The sequence below is a fragment of the Pseudomonas sp. H1_G08 genome (assembly GCF_054681355.1).
Genome location: NZ_CP162822.1, coordinates 2105651 through 2119908 on the forward strand (window position 1 = coordinate 2105651; position 14258 = coordinate 2119908).

12 protein-coding genes and 1 pseudogene are annotated in these 14258 nt (G+C 58.1%); 8 read left to right on the forward strand and 5 right to left on the reverse strand.

The window, feature by feature from the left end; genetic code table 11:
• The first annotated feature begins 11 nt into the window (after nt 1–11).
• A complete protein-coding gene (locus tag AB4N85_RS09550; protein ID WP_460067856.1) occupies nt 12–410 on the forward strand; it encodes a hypothetical protein in 399 nt (132 codons plus the stop codon).
• Here the strand turns inward: AB4N85_RS09550 and AB4N85_RS09555 are convergent.
• Entirely contained in the window at nt 407–676 is a 270-nt protein-coding gene (locus tag AB4N85_RS09555) for a DUF1652 domain-containing protein (protein ID WP_041480220.1), read from the reverse strand. The two genes, AB4N85_RS09550 and AB4N85_RS09555, sit on opposite strands and share 4 nt — an antisense overlap.
• Nucleotides 677–1045: 369 nt before the next feature.
• Here AB4N85_RS09555 and eco point away from each other — a divergent pair, with 369 nt between their 5' ends.
• On the forward strand, nt 1046–1531 hold the full coding sequence (gene eco, locus AB4N85_RS09560) for a serine protease inhibitor ecotin (protein WP_122611356.1): 486 nt from the start codon (nt 1046–1048) through the stop codon (nt 1529–1531).
• 36 nt (nt 1532–1567) lie between these two features.
• On the opposite strand, the pseudogene ilvA reads toward eco, so the two are convergent.
• Nucleotides 1568–2557: pseudogene (gene ilvA, locus AB4N85_RS09565) on the reverse strand (threonine ammonia-lyase, biosynthetic); the annotation flags it as partial.
• Nucleotides 2558–2843: 286 nt separating this feature from the next.
• Between ilvA and AB4N85_RS09570 the strand changes: the two are divergent.
• A complete protein-coding gene (locus AB4N85_RS09570) occupies nt 2844–3011 on the forward strand; it encodes a hypothetical protein (RefSeq protein ID WP_191622340.1) in 168 nt (55 codons plus the stop codon).
• 50 nt (nt 3012–3061) lie between these two features.
• Nucleotides 3062–3688 (forward strand): bifunctional nicotinamidase/pyrazinamidase, encoded by a 627-nt coding sequence (pncA, locus tag AB4N85_RS09575; protein WP_217849378.1) that lies wholly within the window; start codon nt 3062–3064, stop codon nt 3686–3688.
• A gap of 5 nt (nt 3689–3693) precedes the next feature.
• Here pncA and AB4N85_RS09580 read toward each other — a convergent pair whose 3' ends face one another.
• Both AB4N85_RS09580 and AB4N85_RS09585 read right to left on the reverse strand, forming a co-directional pair.
• The gene (locus AB4N85_RS09580) at nt 3694–4995 is read right to left on the reverse strand and encodes an ATP-binding protein (protein ID WP_252867687.1); all 1302 of its coding nucleotides are present in this window, start codon (nt 4993–4995) and stop codon (nt 3694–3696) included.
• 4 nt (nt 4996–4999) lie between these two features.
• Nucleotides 5000–5701 carry a response regulator gene (locus tag AB4N85_RS09585; protein WP_016774890.1) on the reverse strand — a complete coding sequence of 234 codons (702 nt, stop codon included), beginning with the start codon at nt 5699–5701 and terminating at the stop codon, nt 5000–5002.
• A gap of 253 nt (nt 5702–5954) precedes the next feature.
• Here AB4N85_RS09585 and AB4N85_RS09590 point away from each other — a divergent pair, with 253 nt between their 5' ends.
• The 4 genes from AB4N85_RS09590 (at nt 5955) to AB4N85_RS09605 (ending at nt 11725) form a co-directional block, all read left to right on the forward strand.
• The gene (locus tag AB4N85_RS09590; RefSeq protein ID WP_252867688.1) at nt 5955–7112 is read left to right on the forward strand and encodes an efflux RND transporter periplasmic adaptor subunit; all 1158 of its coding nucleotides are present in this window, start codon (nt 5955–5957) and stop codon (nt 7110–7112) included.
• A 15-nt stretch (nt 7113–7127) separates the two neighbouring features.
• Nucleotides 7128–10226, forward strand: coding sequence for an efflux RND transporter permease subunit (locus AB4N85_RS09595; protein WP_252867689.1), 3099 nt, complete (start codon nt 7128–7130; stop codon nt 10224–10226).
• A 180-nt stretch (nt 10227–10406) separates the two neighbouring features.
• Nucleotides 10407–11048: a DUF1345 domain-containing protein gene (locus AB4N85_RS09600; RefSeq protein WP_056789701.1), complete on the forward strand. Its 642-nt coding sequence runs from the start codon at nt 10407–10409 to the stop codon at nt 11046–11048.
• 167 nt (nt 11049–11215) lie between these two features.
• Nucleotides 11216–11725, forward strand: a complete 510-nt coding sequence (locus AB4N85_RS09605; protein WP_056789698.1) for a hypothetical protein — start codon at nt 11216–11218, stop codon at nt 11723–11725.
• 49 nt (nt 11726–11774) lie between these two features.
• On the opposite strand, the gene AB4N85_RS09610 is transcribed toward AB4N85_RS09605, so the two are convergent.
• Complete coding sequence (locus tag AB4N85_RS09610; RefSeq protein WP_252867690.1) at nt 11775–14216, reverse strand: autotransporter outer membrane beta-barrel domain-containing protein; 2442 nt, start codon at nt 14214–14216, stop codon at nt 11775–11777.
• Between the last annotated feature and the right edge of the window lie 42 nt (nt 14217–14258).

Consider the following 14258-nt stretch of genomic DNA (forward strand, 5'->3'; position numbering starts at 1 on the left):
AAGGATTGGCCATGCAGTTGTCGTTCCGCACGTTGTCGAGCTTCACTTCAATCCTGTGTTTTCTGCTGGCGCTGGTCTGGGGATTTTTTCCGGAGGTGTTGCTGGCGATCTGGAGTATTGGCTATTCGGAAGGCACTGGCGTAGTCGCAAGGCGCAGCGCGGTGCTGTTTGCGGCGTTGGGGGTGATGTTTTATTTGCAGCGCAATGCTCCGCCGTCAGTGGCACGCAGTGCGCTGAGCAATGGTTTTATCGTCGGCTGTTTCGGTTTGGCGGCGTTGGGTTTTGGCGAATGGCTCAATGGCCATGCCGGCCCCGGGATTTTGCTCGCGGTGCTGGTCGAGTTCGCGCTGGGCCTAGGTTTCGTGCAGGCCCGGCGCGTGACGGTCGAACTGGGTGAAACGGTGGGTTAAACGGCTCGAGAGCGAGCGCTGGTTTGATGGGTCGTGGTTTGTTGCGCGAGGTCGGAACGCAGGCCAGCGACCAGGTTGTTGATTTCACGGCAGCTGTTCAGGCGGCTGGCGTCGATTCCACTGACGTAGAGATCGGCTTGGTCGGTTCGATGGTCGCCAAATACTTTGACGGACATCGACAAGTCTGGTGTCAACGTGCACTGGCAGCGTTTCGGCAGGAAGCTGCTTTCAATGATATTGCGTAATTCCAAGGCAGATAAAAACATGGCGAACCCTCTCCTTTCTGTGCGATTGCCAATCAAGTATTCACGCTGACCCTCTGCTGCGCCTTCACGGGTGTGCCCCCGCTGTTTCCCTGGTGCGGCAAGTGGTGGTACTGCGAAATGCCCATTGGATTGTAGGCGCCCAAATCCTGTGCGCCTCACCAAAAGAACGCATAAAACGTGCCTTTGATCGGTTCGTTTTGCTCCCTTCAAAATCAAGCACTTGGAAATGTGGCCAGTATCCTGCTATTTGCAAATTGCATGAATCGACCACCCGTCCACTGCAATCTGCAATCTCCGGGCAAATTTGCTTTCGCAGACTATGACGGCAAGAATGTCTCCCATTGCAATTCAACCCGCACGGAGGCCTCCATGAATTCTTTAAGCGTTTGCGCGATCACCGGCCTGTTGATCGCCAACCTTTCCACTCTAGCCCACGCCGCCAAGCTCGAAGACGTCGCGCCGTACCCCAAAGCCGAAGCCGGGTTTACCCGACAAGTCATCCATCTGCCCAAGCAAGAGCAGGAAGAGAATTTCCAGGTTGAAATTCTCGCCGGCAAAACCCTCGAAGTGGATTGCAATCGCCAGCGTCTGGGCGGTGTGCTCGATGAAAAGAATCTGCAAGGCTGGGGCTATCCGTTCTATCGCCTGGAAAAGGTCATCGGCCCGATGAGCACGATGATGGCCTGCCCGCCCGGCAGCCAGAAAAAGCGCGCTTTCGTTCCGGTCGTCGGCGATGGCTTCATGTTGCGCTACAACAGCAAGCTGCCAGTCGTGGTGTACGCCCCTTCGGACGTCGAAGTGCGCTATCGCATCTGGTCGGCGTCGGACAAAGTCGGCACCGCCCTGCAGGAATAACCCGAGCGCTTGTTACGCCGGCACGCCGCAAGCAGCGGCGCGTTCGGCGACATGGCGCAGGCTGTCGAAGTTGATGTTGGCCCCGGAGTCGATGGCGACGAATGTCTGATCGCGAACCCCACTGCGCGCCACGTACTGCTTGATCCCCGCAACGGCCAGCGCCCCCGACGGTTCAGTGATCGAACGGGTATCGTCGTAGATATTCTTGATCGCGGCGCAGAGTTCGTCATTGCTGACCGTGATCACTTCATCTACGCAGAAGCGGCAAACCTCAAAGCCATACGCGCCAATCTGCGCAACCGCTACGCCGTCGGCGAAGGTGCCGACGCTAGGTAGAACCACCCGCTCGTCCGCATTTAAAGCCGCTTGCAGGCACGCCGAATGTTCGGATTCGACGCCGATGATCCGCACTTCCGGGCGCAGGTATTTGACGTAGGCCGCGATACCGGCGATCAAACCTCCGCCCCCGACCGGGATGAAGATGGCGTCCAGCGCGCCTTGATGCTGGCGCAGGATTTCCATTGCCACGGTGCCTTGTCCGGCGATCACGTCAGGATCATCGAACGGTGAAACAAACGTGCATCCGGTCTGTTCGGCCAAGTGCAACGCATGGGCCAGAGCAAAGGGGAAACTATCACCGTGCAGCAATGCGTCGGCACCGCGACTGCGCACGCCGAGCACTTTGAGCTCAGGGGTGGTAGACGGCATGACGATCGTCGCGGCAATGCCCAATTCCCGTGCCGCCAGCGCTACACCCTGCGCGTGATTACCCGCCGATGCCGTGATCACTCCCCGCGCTCGCTGCTCATCGCTCAGTTGCACGAGTTTGTTGTAAGCACCACGGATCTTGAAAGAGAACGTCGGTTGCAGATCTTCGCGCTTGAGCAGGACCCGATTGCCCAATGCTTCCGACAACGCTGGCGCAAGCTGCAACGGCGTACGCACCGCAATGTCGTACACCGGCGCGGCCAGGATCTTTTTCACGTAATGCTCAAGCAGGGCTTGCTGGTCGGGGGTGTGCGGCATGGTCGTCTCCTGACATTTTTCAGAACCCCGGAGACAGAAAGTAAAAACCCGCCTCTAGGGCGGGTTGGGTGCTGCAGCCGTGAGCTAGCCCGCCAAATGAGGAATGGCGGTAATAATGCTTGGCTGGCAGCGCGATACGGTGAAAGTCATGGGCTGGAAATTAGCCTGCCAGCGGATGACAAGTCAATGGCCCGCTGTAGAACTTTGAATCTTCCGCAGAACTGAACAGTCACTGCAAAGGAGAACAACAACTTCTGCTCCAAGCCGATGAAAGTGGAGATCGACCATGAATATCCGCCAAATGCTGTTCGCCGTCCCGCTGCTGGTCGCCGCCCTGTCCAGCCCTGCTGCTTTCGCCGTCAATGAAAGCGACGCCGTGAAAAAGCCCGAATGTCCGAAAGGCCAGGTGTGGGACAGTAAAACCCAGCAATGCGTACTGCAGACCAGCGGCTGACAAAAGCCCTGCTAAACTGGCCGAGGTTTTATTTCCAGGAAGATTTCCCCGTGCCCATTTCGTCCCGCGCTGCATTGCTGGTCATCGACGTTCAAAACGACTTCATTCCCGGCGGCCAATTGCCGGTGCCTGAAGGTGACCGGATTGTGCCGCTGATCAACCGTCTCGCGCGGCATTTCAGGCAAGTCGTGATTGCGCAGGACTGGCACCCGAGCGGGCATATATCGTTTGCATCCAGCCACCCCGGGCGCCAGCCCTACGACGTCATCGAATTACCGTACGGCGCACAAACGTTGTGGCCCGATCACTGTGTGCAAGCCAGTGTAGGCGCCGAATTTCATCCGGAACTGGATCTACCACACGCGCAATTGATCATCCGCAAGGGCTGCAATCCCGATATTGACAGCTACTCGGCTTTTCTCGAAGCGGATCGAAGCACCACCACCGGGCTCGCCGGCTATTTGAAAGAGCGCAGCATCGACACCGTTTACATGGTTGGCCTGGCGCTGGATTTCTGTGTGATGTTTTCGGCGCTGGATGCGCGCGCGGCGGGTTTTAATGTCTGTGTGGTGCTGGATGGCTGTCGCGCGATTGATCTGGACGGTTCGCTGGCAGCCGCCATAGCGCGGATGCAAGAGGCCGGCGTCAGCCTGATTCAATCATCAGATGTCCGTTAGAATATTCAGGCCATGGCCGGCAACCACAGTCTGAATCGCGCCCCACCCAACGGCGAACTCTCAACGGTCAGCGTGCCGCCCTGCGCTTCCAGCGCGCGGCGGCAGATCGCCAGACCGAGGCCGAAACCACCCGTCGCGCGATCACGGCTGCGGTCGAGCCTGTAGAACGGTTCGAAAATCCGCTCGCGCTCATCGTCGGGAATGCCGATACCATCATCGTCGACCCATATCTCACACCCTCCGGCAATGACCTGCACACCGATCTGAATGCGCTTTTCGCAATAGCGCATGGCATTGCGCAACAGGTTCTGGATAGCCCGGGCGGTCAGGCGCGGATCCAGCGCGAAGCGTTCGAGTTGACCGTGCAGCAGAACGTCAATCACGATGTCTGGCGACTCCAGTTCCTCATCGACGCTGCCGAGAATGCTGTCGATGAACTCGTCCAGCGACACCTCGATGCGCTCGGGCAATTGCGCCGGATTCTGCAAGCGGCTGTAGGAAAGCAACTCCAGCACCAGTTCATCCAGTTCACGAATATGCGCAACCAGGCTCTGCAAACGCTCGCGACTGGCGGCTGGCAAGTCTTCGGACAACGCCAGCGCCAGGCCGAAATCCAGACGCGTCAACGGCGTACGCAGCTCATGGGAAACAGCGTTAAGCAGATCGCGCTGCTGGTTGAGCAGGTTTTCAATATCGCCGGCCATAGTGTCGAACACATTGGCGAGACTGCCGATGTTCGAACTAGGGGCAATTCTGGTTCGCTCGCTCAAGTGGCCTTTGCCGAAGCGTTCGGCGGTGCCTTTCAGACGTTCAAGATCGCGCCAGTGCGGGCGCAACCAGAGCAGCAGGCAGCCGAGCAACATGGCGCCGATCAGCACGTTGATGCTCCAGTACAACAGATCGACGTCGACAGGATCCGGCGGTACGACCATACGCACGGCCATGTCCGCATTCAGCGGAGTCACCGCCAGCGTTCGCCAGCCCCAATCGCCGATGCGCACCACGTTCTCACCACGGTGCAAACGTTCCTGCTCGATGGGCGTGAACACCGGGTCGTCGATTGGCGTCAGGACGATGTGCAGCGGCTGGAATTCCTTGTCCATCGCCGCCGCAATCGCCGGCCATTGCTCTTGCGGCGCAGCATGAAACTGCTTGGTGATCAGCGATTGCAGACCTCGGGAGAACTCCAGGTTGTAGGTGACGAAGCGGTCCCGAAAGGCCATGACCACCAGATCCGGCACCAGATAGATCGCCGCACTATAGGAGACGATTGTCACCAGATACAGGCGAAACAGAATGCGAAACATCAGCTCAGCATTCCCACTCGGAGCGGCTGAACAGATAGCCCTTGCCCCACACGGTCTTGATCTTGCGCGCCTCGCCGGCGTGATCATCGAATTTGCGCCGCAGCTTGGAAATCGCCACGTCCACCGAGCGGTCAGTGCCATTGAATTCAATACCGCGCAGCCGCTGAAGAATCTGATCGCGACTCAGCACTTCGCCGGCATGCCGGGCCAGCACCACCAGCAAATTGTATTCGCCGCTGGACAGTTCAACCGCTTGATCACGCCAGGTCACGGTGCGCTCGGACAGATCGATGCACAGATTGCCCATGACGATCCGATCGTTGACCGCCAGCGGTTCGCCGAGGCTGCTGCGCCGCAACAACGTGCGCACTCGCGCCAGCAGCACTCGTGGCTCGCAGGGTTTGGTGACGTAGTCGTCAGCGCCCATTTCCAGGCCCAGTACCTGATCATGACTGTCATCGCGGGCCGTGAGCATGAGGATCGGCAGTGTCGCCGAATCGGCACGCAGCAAACGGCACACCTGCAAGCCGTCGAGGCCCGGCAGCATGAGGTCGAGGATCACCAGATCCGGCGGACTGATCCGCGCCCGCTCGCGCACATGGTCGCCACGGCCGATGACGCTGACGGAATAACCGTTGCGCTCCAGGTAGCTGGAAATCAGTTCGGCGAGGGCGGTGTCGTCTTCGACCAGGAGAATGTTGGGCATGGGGTGTTCCAGAGAATGCTGTGGCGACAGTCGGGACTCATTCGCTCGCACATTGAAATGCGATCTCCTGTGGGAGCGAGCCTGCTCGCGAAAGCGATCGAACTGTCGCAATAAATTTCAAGGCCTGCAGGATATACGCCCTCGCGCACCACCGAGCAAAACCCTTACACAATTTCACACAGCAGCTACAAAGCTTCACCGCTAACCTCCCCGTCTGGCCGTAGGATGCGGCCTTCAATATTGGGGGTTGTACATGTCTGGAAAACTGCTGGCCGGGCTCGGCCTGATCGCATTGGCGCTGACGCTGAGCGCCTGTGACTCATCCTCGAACGCCGAAGAGCAGACGCCGCCGGCTACGGTGCGCATCGAGACCATCAAAACCCAGCCATTGTCGATCAGCAGCGAACTGAGCGGCCGCATCGCCGCGCCACGGATTGCCGAAGTGCGTGCGCGAGTGGCCGGCGTAGTGTTGCAACGCACCTACCGCGAAGGCAGTGACGTGAAAAAAGGCGATGTGCTGTTCCGCATCGACCCGGCACCCTTCAAGGCGGATCTGGACAGTGCCGAAGCCGCGCTGCGCAAAGCCGAGGCCAACGCCTTTCAGGCCAGATTGCAAGAACAACGCTATGCGCAGTTGATCGAGGATCAGGCCATCAGCGGTCAGGACTACGACAACGCCCGCGCCGCTGCCCGGCAGACCGCCGCTGATGTCGCGGCCAGCAAAGCGGCGCTTGAACGGGCGAAACTGAACCTCGGCTATGCCACCGTCACCGCGCCGATTTCCGGCCGTATCGGTCGCGCCTTGGTCACCGAGGGTGCGCTGGTCGGGCAGAACGAAACCACGCCGCTGGCGTTGATTCAGCAACTCAACCCGATCCATGCCGACCTCACCCAGTCGACCCGCGAGCTCAATGAACTGCGCCGGGCATTGCGCTCCGGGCAGTTGCAGGAAGTCGGTCAGGATCAGGCGAAGGCCACGCTGATTCAGGATGACGGTAGCGTGTATCCATTGCCCGGCAAGCTGCTGTTCAGCGACATCACTGTCGATCCCGGCACCGGGCAGATCATTGTGCGCAGCGAGTTTCCCAATCCGGATCTCGACTTGCTGCCGGGCAGCTTCATCCGCGTACGCCTTGAGCAGGCAACCATCCAGAACGGCATCACCGTACCGCAACGCGCGGTGCAGCGTGACAGTGCCGGCATTGCCCAGGTGCTGACTGTCGATGAACAGATGCGCGTGGCGCAGCAACCGGTGCAACTGGGTGCGGTGCAGAACAATCGCTGGATCGTCACCGGCGGCCTGAAGCCCGGCGACCGTGTTGTCATCGAAGGCCTGCAACACGCCCGTCCCGGGGAAAAGGTGCAGATCGACGAAACCCCACTTCCACTTGCCCAGACCACTGGTCAGTAAGCAGGACGCTTCTATATGCCGCAGTTCTTTATCGACCGCCCGGTGTTTGCCTGGGTGGTCGCCCTGTTCATTCTGTTGGCCGGTGCGCTGGCCATTCCGCAGTTGCCGGTGGCGCAATACCCCGACGTCGCCCCGCCGCAAATCGAGATTTACGCCGTCTACCCTGGCGCCTCGGCGCAAACCGTCGATGAAAGCGTGGTCAGCCTGATCGAGGAAGAGCTCAACGGCGCCGATCACTTGCTCTATTTCGAATCGCAGAGCAGCCTGGGCAGCGCGACGATCAAGGCAACCTTTCAGCCGGGCACCAATCCCGAGCTGGCGCAGGTCGATGTGCAAAACCGCCTCAAGGTGGTCGAGTCGCGCCTGCCGCAAGCGGTCAATCAGCAGGGATTGCAGGTGGAGAAGGTCTCTTCCGGTTTCCTCTTGCTGATCACTTTGACCTCCAGCGACGGCAAGCTCGATGACGTGGCGCTCAGCGATTATCTGGCGCGCAACGTGATGAACGAGATAAAGCGTCTGGACGGTGTCGGCAAGGCGCAGTTGTATGGTGCCGAGCGGGCTATGCGCATCTGGATCGATCCGCAGAAGCTCATCGCGTTCAACCTGACGCCGGCCGATGTCAACGACGCCATTGTTGCGCAGAACGCCCAGGTTTCGGCAGGTAGCATCGGTGATCTGCCGTCACCTTCGACGCAGGAAATCACCGCGACAATTCTGGTCAAAGGCCAATTGTTGACTCCGCAGGAATTCGCCGACATCGTGCTCAAGGCCAATCGCGATGGCTCCACGGTGCGCATCGGTGATGTCGCGCGAGTGGAGATCGGCAGTCAGGAATATCAGTTCGGTACACGCCTGAACGGCAAGCCGTCCACCGCCGTTGGCGTGCAGCTTTCTCCAGGCGCCAACGCGCTGAACACCGCGACACTGGTGCGGGCGAAAATGGACGAACTGGCGCGCTACTTCCCGGCTGGCGTGGAATACAAGATTCCTTACGACACTTCGCCATTCGTCAAAGTCTCGATTACCAAAGTGATCTACACCCTCGGCGAAGCGATGCTGCTGGTATTTGCAGTGATGTTCCTGTTCCTGCAAAACGTGCGCTACACGCTGATCCCGACACTGGTGGTGCCGGTGGCGTTGATGGGCACTTTCGCGACCATGCTGGCGCTGGGGTTCTCGATCAACGTGCTGACCATGTTCGGCATGGTGCTGGCCATCGGCATTCTGGTGGATGACGCCATCGTCGTGGTGGAGAACGTCGAGCGCATCATGGCCAGCGAGGGCCTGTCGCCCAAGGAAGCCACGCGCAAGGCGATGACGCAGATCACCGGGGCGATCATCGGCATTACTCTGGTGCTGGTCGCGGTGTTTATTCCGATGGCGTTCATGCAGGGTTCGGTAGGGGTGATCTATCAACAGTTCTCGCTGTCCATGGCCACCTCGATTCTATTCTCGGCGTTCCTTGCTCTGACGTTGACCCCGGCATTGTGCGCGACCTTGCTCAAGCCTGTTGCCAAGGGCGAGCATCACGAGAAGTCCGGATTTTTCGGTTGGTTCAATCGCCGATTTGAGCAATTGACCGATCGCTATCAGGGTTGGGTCGGCTATGCGCTCAAGCGTACGGGTCGCTACCTGATGATCTACGTGGTCCTGCTGATTGGACTCGGAATCTGTTTTGCGCGCCTGCCCTCCTCGTTTCTGCCGACCGAGGATCAGGGCTACACCATCACCGATATTCAATTGCCACCCGGCGCAACCAAGAACCGTACTGTACAAGTGGCCGAACAGCTCGAAGCGCACAACGCCGGTGAGCCGGGAATCAGTGACAGTGTGGTGATCCTGGGTTTCAGTTTCTCCGGTAGCGGGCAGAACGCAGCGCTGGCGTTTTCGACGCTCAAGGATTGGTCGGAACGTGGCAGTGACGATACTGCCAGCTCAATCGCCGACCGCGCCAACGCGGCGCTGAGCCAGATCAAGGACGCCATGGCCTTCTCGGTGCTGCCGCCGCCGGTGGATGGCCTTGGCACGTCCAGCGGTTTCGAGTTCCGCTTGCAGGATCGCGGTGGTCTGGGCCATGCGACGTTGATGCAGGCGCGTACGGAACTGCTCGCCGCCGCCGAGAAAAGTCCGGTATTGATAAACGTCCGTGAAAGCGCGCTGGCCGAAGCACCGCAAGTGCAACTGATCGTAGACCGCAAGCAGGCGAATGCCTTGGGCGTTTCGTTCGCCGACATCGGCAACGTGCTGTCCACTGCCGTGGGTTCGAGCTACATCAATGACTTCCCCAATCAGGGCCGCATGCAGCGGGTGGTCGTGCAAGCCGAAGGTGATCAGCGCAGTCAGGTGGATGATTTGCTGAAAATGCATGTGCGCAACAACGCCGGGAACATGGTGCCGATGTCGGCCTTCGTTCAGGCCAACTGGATTCAAGGCCCGGCGCAGTTGACCCGGTACAACGGCTATCCGGCGATCGCGATATCTGGTGAACCGTCACCCGGGCACAGTACCGGCGAGGCCATGGCGGAAATCGAACGACTGGTTGCGCTGGGGCCGAAAGGTCTGGGTCAAGAGTGGACCGGTTTGTCGTTGCAGGAACGCCTGTCCGGCAATCAGGCGCCGATTCTGCTGGGCCTGTCGCTACTGGTGGTATTCCTGTGTCTGGCGGCGCTGTACGAGAGCTGGTCGATTCCGACCTCTGTATTGCTCGTTGTCCCGCTTGGTGTGCTCGGCGCGGTACTCGCCGTGACACTGCGCGGCATGCCCAACGACGTGTTCTTCAAGGTCGGACTGATCACCATCATTGGTCTGTCGGCGAAAAACGCGATCCTGATCATCGAGTTCGCCAAGAGCTTGTATGACGAAGGTCACGATCTGATCGATGCGACGTTGCAGGCCGCGCGTTTGCGTCTGCGGCCGATCGTGATGACATCGCTGGCATTCATTCTCGGCGTAGTGCCGCTCGCGATTGCAACTGGCGCGAGCTCGGCAAGTCAGCAAGCAATCGGCACAGGTGTGATTGGCGGGATGATCACTGCGACACTGGCGGTAATCTTCGTGCCGGTGTTTTTCGTCGTGGTCATGAAGCTCGTACAACGATTCACCAAACAACGCTGATCAAACTGTGGGAGCGAGCCTGCTCGCGAATGCGTCCGGTCTGCCAACATTAATGTTGAATCTGCTGACGTCTTCGCGAGCAGGCTCGCTCCCACAAGGATTGGCCAACATCATGCGCAGTGGCCACATCTGTCAACGCTGGGCTAAGGTGGTGAAACCTCCCTCGCCTACCGAGCTTTCATGCGCTTCCTCGCCCGCACCCACCCTCGCCTTTCCGCTGCCGCCTCGCTCGGCCTCGCCACCGGCCTGTTGGTCCCGGCCGATTCCATCGTCAGCAAAATTCTCATTGGCTGGAACGTCGGTGTCTGGACATACCTGATCCTGATGTTCTGGCTGACCATACGCGCCAAGGCCCCGGACGTGCGACGCATCGCCGAAGTCGAAGACGAGAACGCCGGGCTGGTGCTGTTTGTGGTGTGCATTGCCGCGTTGGCCAGTCTCGCCACCATCACCCTTGAACTGGCCGGCAGCAAAGACCTGGAAACCTCACGCAAACTCATGCACTACGGGTTCACAGCGCTGACAGTGACCGGCTCATGGCTGCTGATAGGTGTGATCTTCTGTGTGCACTACGCCAGATTGTTTTACACCTGGGACGGCAAAGAGCCGGCGCTGCGTTTTGCTGAAGGACTGACCACCCCCAATTACTGGGATTTTCTGTACTTCTCGTTCACCATCGGCGTGGCTGTGCAGACTTCGGATGTGGGTGTTGCAACGCGGGATATTCGAAAAATTGTGCTCGCGCAGTCGCTGATCGGTTTTGTGTTCAATACGGCGATCCTCGGGTTCTCGATCAACATTGCAGCAGGATTGTTCGGCTGAAAAACACGGCTTGTTCTGGCAGTTCAAAGCTCACAAAAACGTACGCCTGTAAACTGTCAACACTGACAGTTTACAGGCGTACTGTATTCACGCTTCCATACAACATCCAGAAGTAGGACGGGTCAGTCTTTGGATGTCCCCAACCATATTGTATGGAGATAAAACTCATGAGCTATGCAGCCCGAGCCTACACGACGATCTCTCCGGTTTTAGCGCCGACCTATTTGTCAGCCACTATCAACGGCGATGCCAACCCAAACTACAGGTTTGTCAAAATCCCTCAATTCATGGAGTTTCGATCTACCTCTGTACCTTCCTTCGGGCCGAAGCCCTACCCGGAAGGCCTGCGTTACGTCCTGACAGCTGGACACACTAAGGATGGTGTGACGCGTACGCTTGAGTTTGTGTTCCCTTTTAAACCCCAATCGTCGACCTATGACCTCTCCAAAGATAGCGATGATGTCAGAAGTACCTACTATTCCAATCCTGCGACGGGTGATCTGCACGTCTCTGTGAGCGGGAGCCTGACATTGAAATATGACGACATTAAAAAAACCCTGAGTGGCACTTGGTCCGGCACATATGACCATGGAGGAGAGAGCGGCAACGAAGAGTTTCCGATCACTGGGGAGTTTGTCGCTAACGCAGACCTGAGCAAGAGAAAAAACGCTTACTGACTACGACAAAAAGGAAGCTGCGAGGCTTCCTTTTTTAATGCTGATGCAATCAGAAACTGAAGCTCAGCCCGACACTCCCTCCTAGCTCCTGGTCAGCTTTGCTGCCCCTGCTGGTCCCTATCTCGCCATACAGTTGCCATTTGTTATTGGCCGGCACCCAATTGAGGCCCCCGGTAAGCTCGAGGCTGGTGCTGGACAAATCGTTGTTGAATCCAGTGTCATTCACGCTGACACGATTATTGTTGACGAATTCATGACTCAACGCCGCGTGCAGCCTGGGTTGCAATTTTCCGCCATTGTTCAGCACCACCTCGCGGCCAACGGTCATTCCTACCTTGCCGAGCAATGAGCGGGTCTCGTTGCTGTCTACCTGCAGTCCGTTGTCCAACTTGTAGTCCTTGCCTTTTACCGTCGCAACACCAACCTGAGCAGAGGGCTCGATGAAGTAACCTCGGTTAAAGACTATATGCTTACCTACTTCGACGGTTCCACTGATGCCGAGATTATCGAAGTCACCCTTTGTTCGAGTGTCATCGCTCAAGGTGACTTTGACGTCATTACTGAAACGGTTGATTTTGCCAACGGTATCCACGTAATACCCGGTCGTTTCGTCATACCAGGACAGATACATCCCGCCATAGGTGCTGTTGATCGTGCCGGCGCTGCCGCGGGCCAGGTTAAGGCGAGTGGTGCTGTAGCCACCAAAAACCCCGATCAACCATTGGCCATCACCTATCGGTAGTGGCGTGTCCACCCCCAATGAGACGCCAGTCTGATTTTGTTTATAACCATCACCGTAGGCATTCTTGACGTTGTACTGATTGGCATGAGTGCGTATCCACAGGCCGCTGGTCGCGTTTTGATTATCTGAGTCCAGTGCCGCAATCGATCGCGATCGCGGCTGAGTGCCGGCCATGCGACGGTCGCCGAGGCGAGTATTGAGAGTGGTCATTTCCGAATAGATGACCGTAGGAGCGGTACCGGCAATAGCCAATGCTGTTTGTGAACCTGTGCTCGGCGTTGTCCCATCAGGCCGCAGGAAAATACCTTCGCCCTCTCGCACCAGTTTGTACGCCAAAGCACCACGATCAACCTGACCGTTTCTCAGATCGAACTCAGCATCCCCGCCAGCGATGTTAGCCACTTGAAGCGGTGCACCGGTGACAGGTTCGCTGGCGCTTGCACCAACTACCAGCTCGTGACGGCCACTGGCTGATTCCGTGACATTGAGAAAGTCCGTTTCACCGGTGGACACGTCAGCATCCAAAAAAAACCGGCCGTTGCCTGACAGGTTGGCAACATCCAGACGGACGAACTCGGCGGGCGTGCCGAATCTCACATTCCCGCCCTGCATTTCGAGATTCGATAACGAATTGCTGCCAACCAGGTTCCATTCAGCGCCACGCCCGATGGATATAGCGCTGACGCCAGTAACCGAACCGTGCAGGATCGAGTCGTTATCCAGCATCACGACCCCAGCCCCAGAGCCCTGAATGTTACCGGTGAGTATGCTTCGGGTATCGAGCGAAACAGAATCGACGTTGGTCAAATCGCCGTCAAGGCTGGCATTGTTTTGCAAGAAAACCGCGGCGGTCCCGCCGTCAGCAACCGCTACATTGCCGGTCAACTGGCTGTCGTCGATTTGAAAGCGCGCTGCTGCTCCATCGATGACCTCCAGGATATTACCGTTGCCGCCGATCAGATTCGAACGGTTAGCTATTTCGATCAATACCGGTTGATCGTCCGGCGTCGCAAAATCGACTTTGATCGCTGCGCCGGTGCGACCCTGCACGGTTGACGCATCAACCTTCAACACGCTCTGTGCGGTGACATCGCTCGGGTTCAGGACGGTATCCTTGCCAAAGATGATCCCATTCAGTTCTCCGATGACCTCGCTGGCTGCACTGATGTTGGCGTTGCCGCCGTAAAGTTCGAGGCCAACACCGTCTGCGTCGGTCCCTTCAACCCGGCTGTCCACCAGATTCAACGTACTGAGGGATGTCACCGCTGCACCCGAAAAACCGCCTGTCAACGTACTGCCAGTGACGGTCGCTGTTGAGCCAACGGGTATATTCAGGTCGCGCGCAAGCGACATTGCTCTGCCATCGCTGGACAGCGTACTGCCGGATACCACTGCCGAGCTGTCGGTCAAGCTCAGCGCAGTGTCGAAATTGCTAGCCGTCACCGTTGCCGCGTCCAGAGACACTCGGGCGTCTGCTGAGGCTTCAATCTGTGAAGTGCTGGCGGAAATCGCGTTTAACGTCCCACCGCCGACAACGATGTTCAGCGTATCACCGCCATTGACGTTGAGCGTGGCGGTGACAGGGATGAACCAGGCTTCTGGCGTAGCACCGCCGGATACGGTTTCGACTTCACCAGGATTGAGATTTCGGGAAAAGGCCGTCTCGGATATTGCGATCAGTAATGCTGCACAAGAGAGCGTGCCAGTGAGTTTCAAAACTGTCGGTCCCAAGCTATTTTCAAACGTCATATACACTTCTCGTTGAGGTTTATCGGGACGGAAGAAGGACGG

Coding starts and splice junctions, on each gene's coding strand:
- AB4N85_RS09550 (WP_460067856.1), top strand. CDS start 12: ATGCAGTTGTCGTTCCGCACGTTGTCGAGCTTCACTTCAATCCTGTGT.
- AB4N85_RS09555 (WP_041480220.1), bottom strand. CDS start 676: ATGTTTTTATCTGCCTTGGAATTACGCAATATCATTGAAAGCAGCTTC.
- eco (WP_122611356.1), top strand. CDS start 1,046: ATGAATTCTTTAAGCGTTTGCGCGATCACCGGCCTGTTGATCGCCAAC.
- AB4N85_RS09570 (WP_191622340.1), top strand. CDS start 2,844: ATGAATATCCGCCAAATGCTGTTCGCCGTCCCGCTGCTGGTCGCCGCC.
- AB4N85_RS09580 (WP_252867687.1), bottom strand. CDS start 4,995: ATGTTTCGCATTCTGTTTCGCCTGTATCTGGTGACAATCGTCTCCTAT.
- AB4N85_RS09585 (WP_016774890.1), bottom strand. CDS start 5,701: ATGCCCAACATTCTCCTGGTCGAAGACGACACCGCCCTCGCCGAACTG.
- AB4N85_RS09590 (WP_252867688.1), top strand. CDS start 5,955: ATGTCTGGAAAACTGCTGGCCGGGCTCGGCCTGATCGCATTGGCGCTG.
- AB4N85_RS09595 (WP_252867689.1), top strand. CDS start 7,128: ATGCCGCAGTTCTTTATCGACCGCCCGGTGTTTGCCTGGGTGGTCGCC.
- AB4N85_RS09600 (WP_056789701.1), top strand. CDS start 10,407: ATGCGCTTCCTCGCCCGCACCCACCCTCGCCTTTCCGCTGCCGCCTCG.
- AB4N85_RS09605 (WP_056789698.1), top strand. CDS start 11,216: ATGAGCTATGCAGCCCGAGCCTACACGACGATCTCTCCGGTTTTAGCG.
- AB4N85_RS09610 (WP_252867690.1), bottom strand. CDS start 14,216: ATGACGTTTGAAAATAGCTTGGGACCGACAGTTTTGAAACTCACTGGC.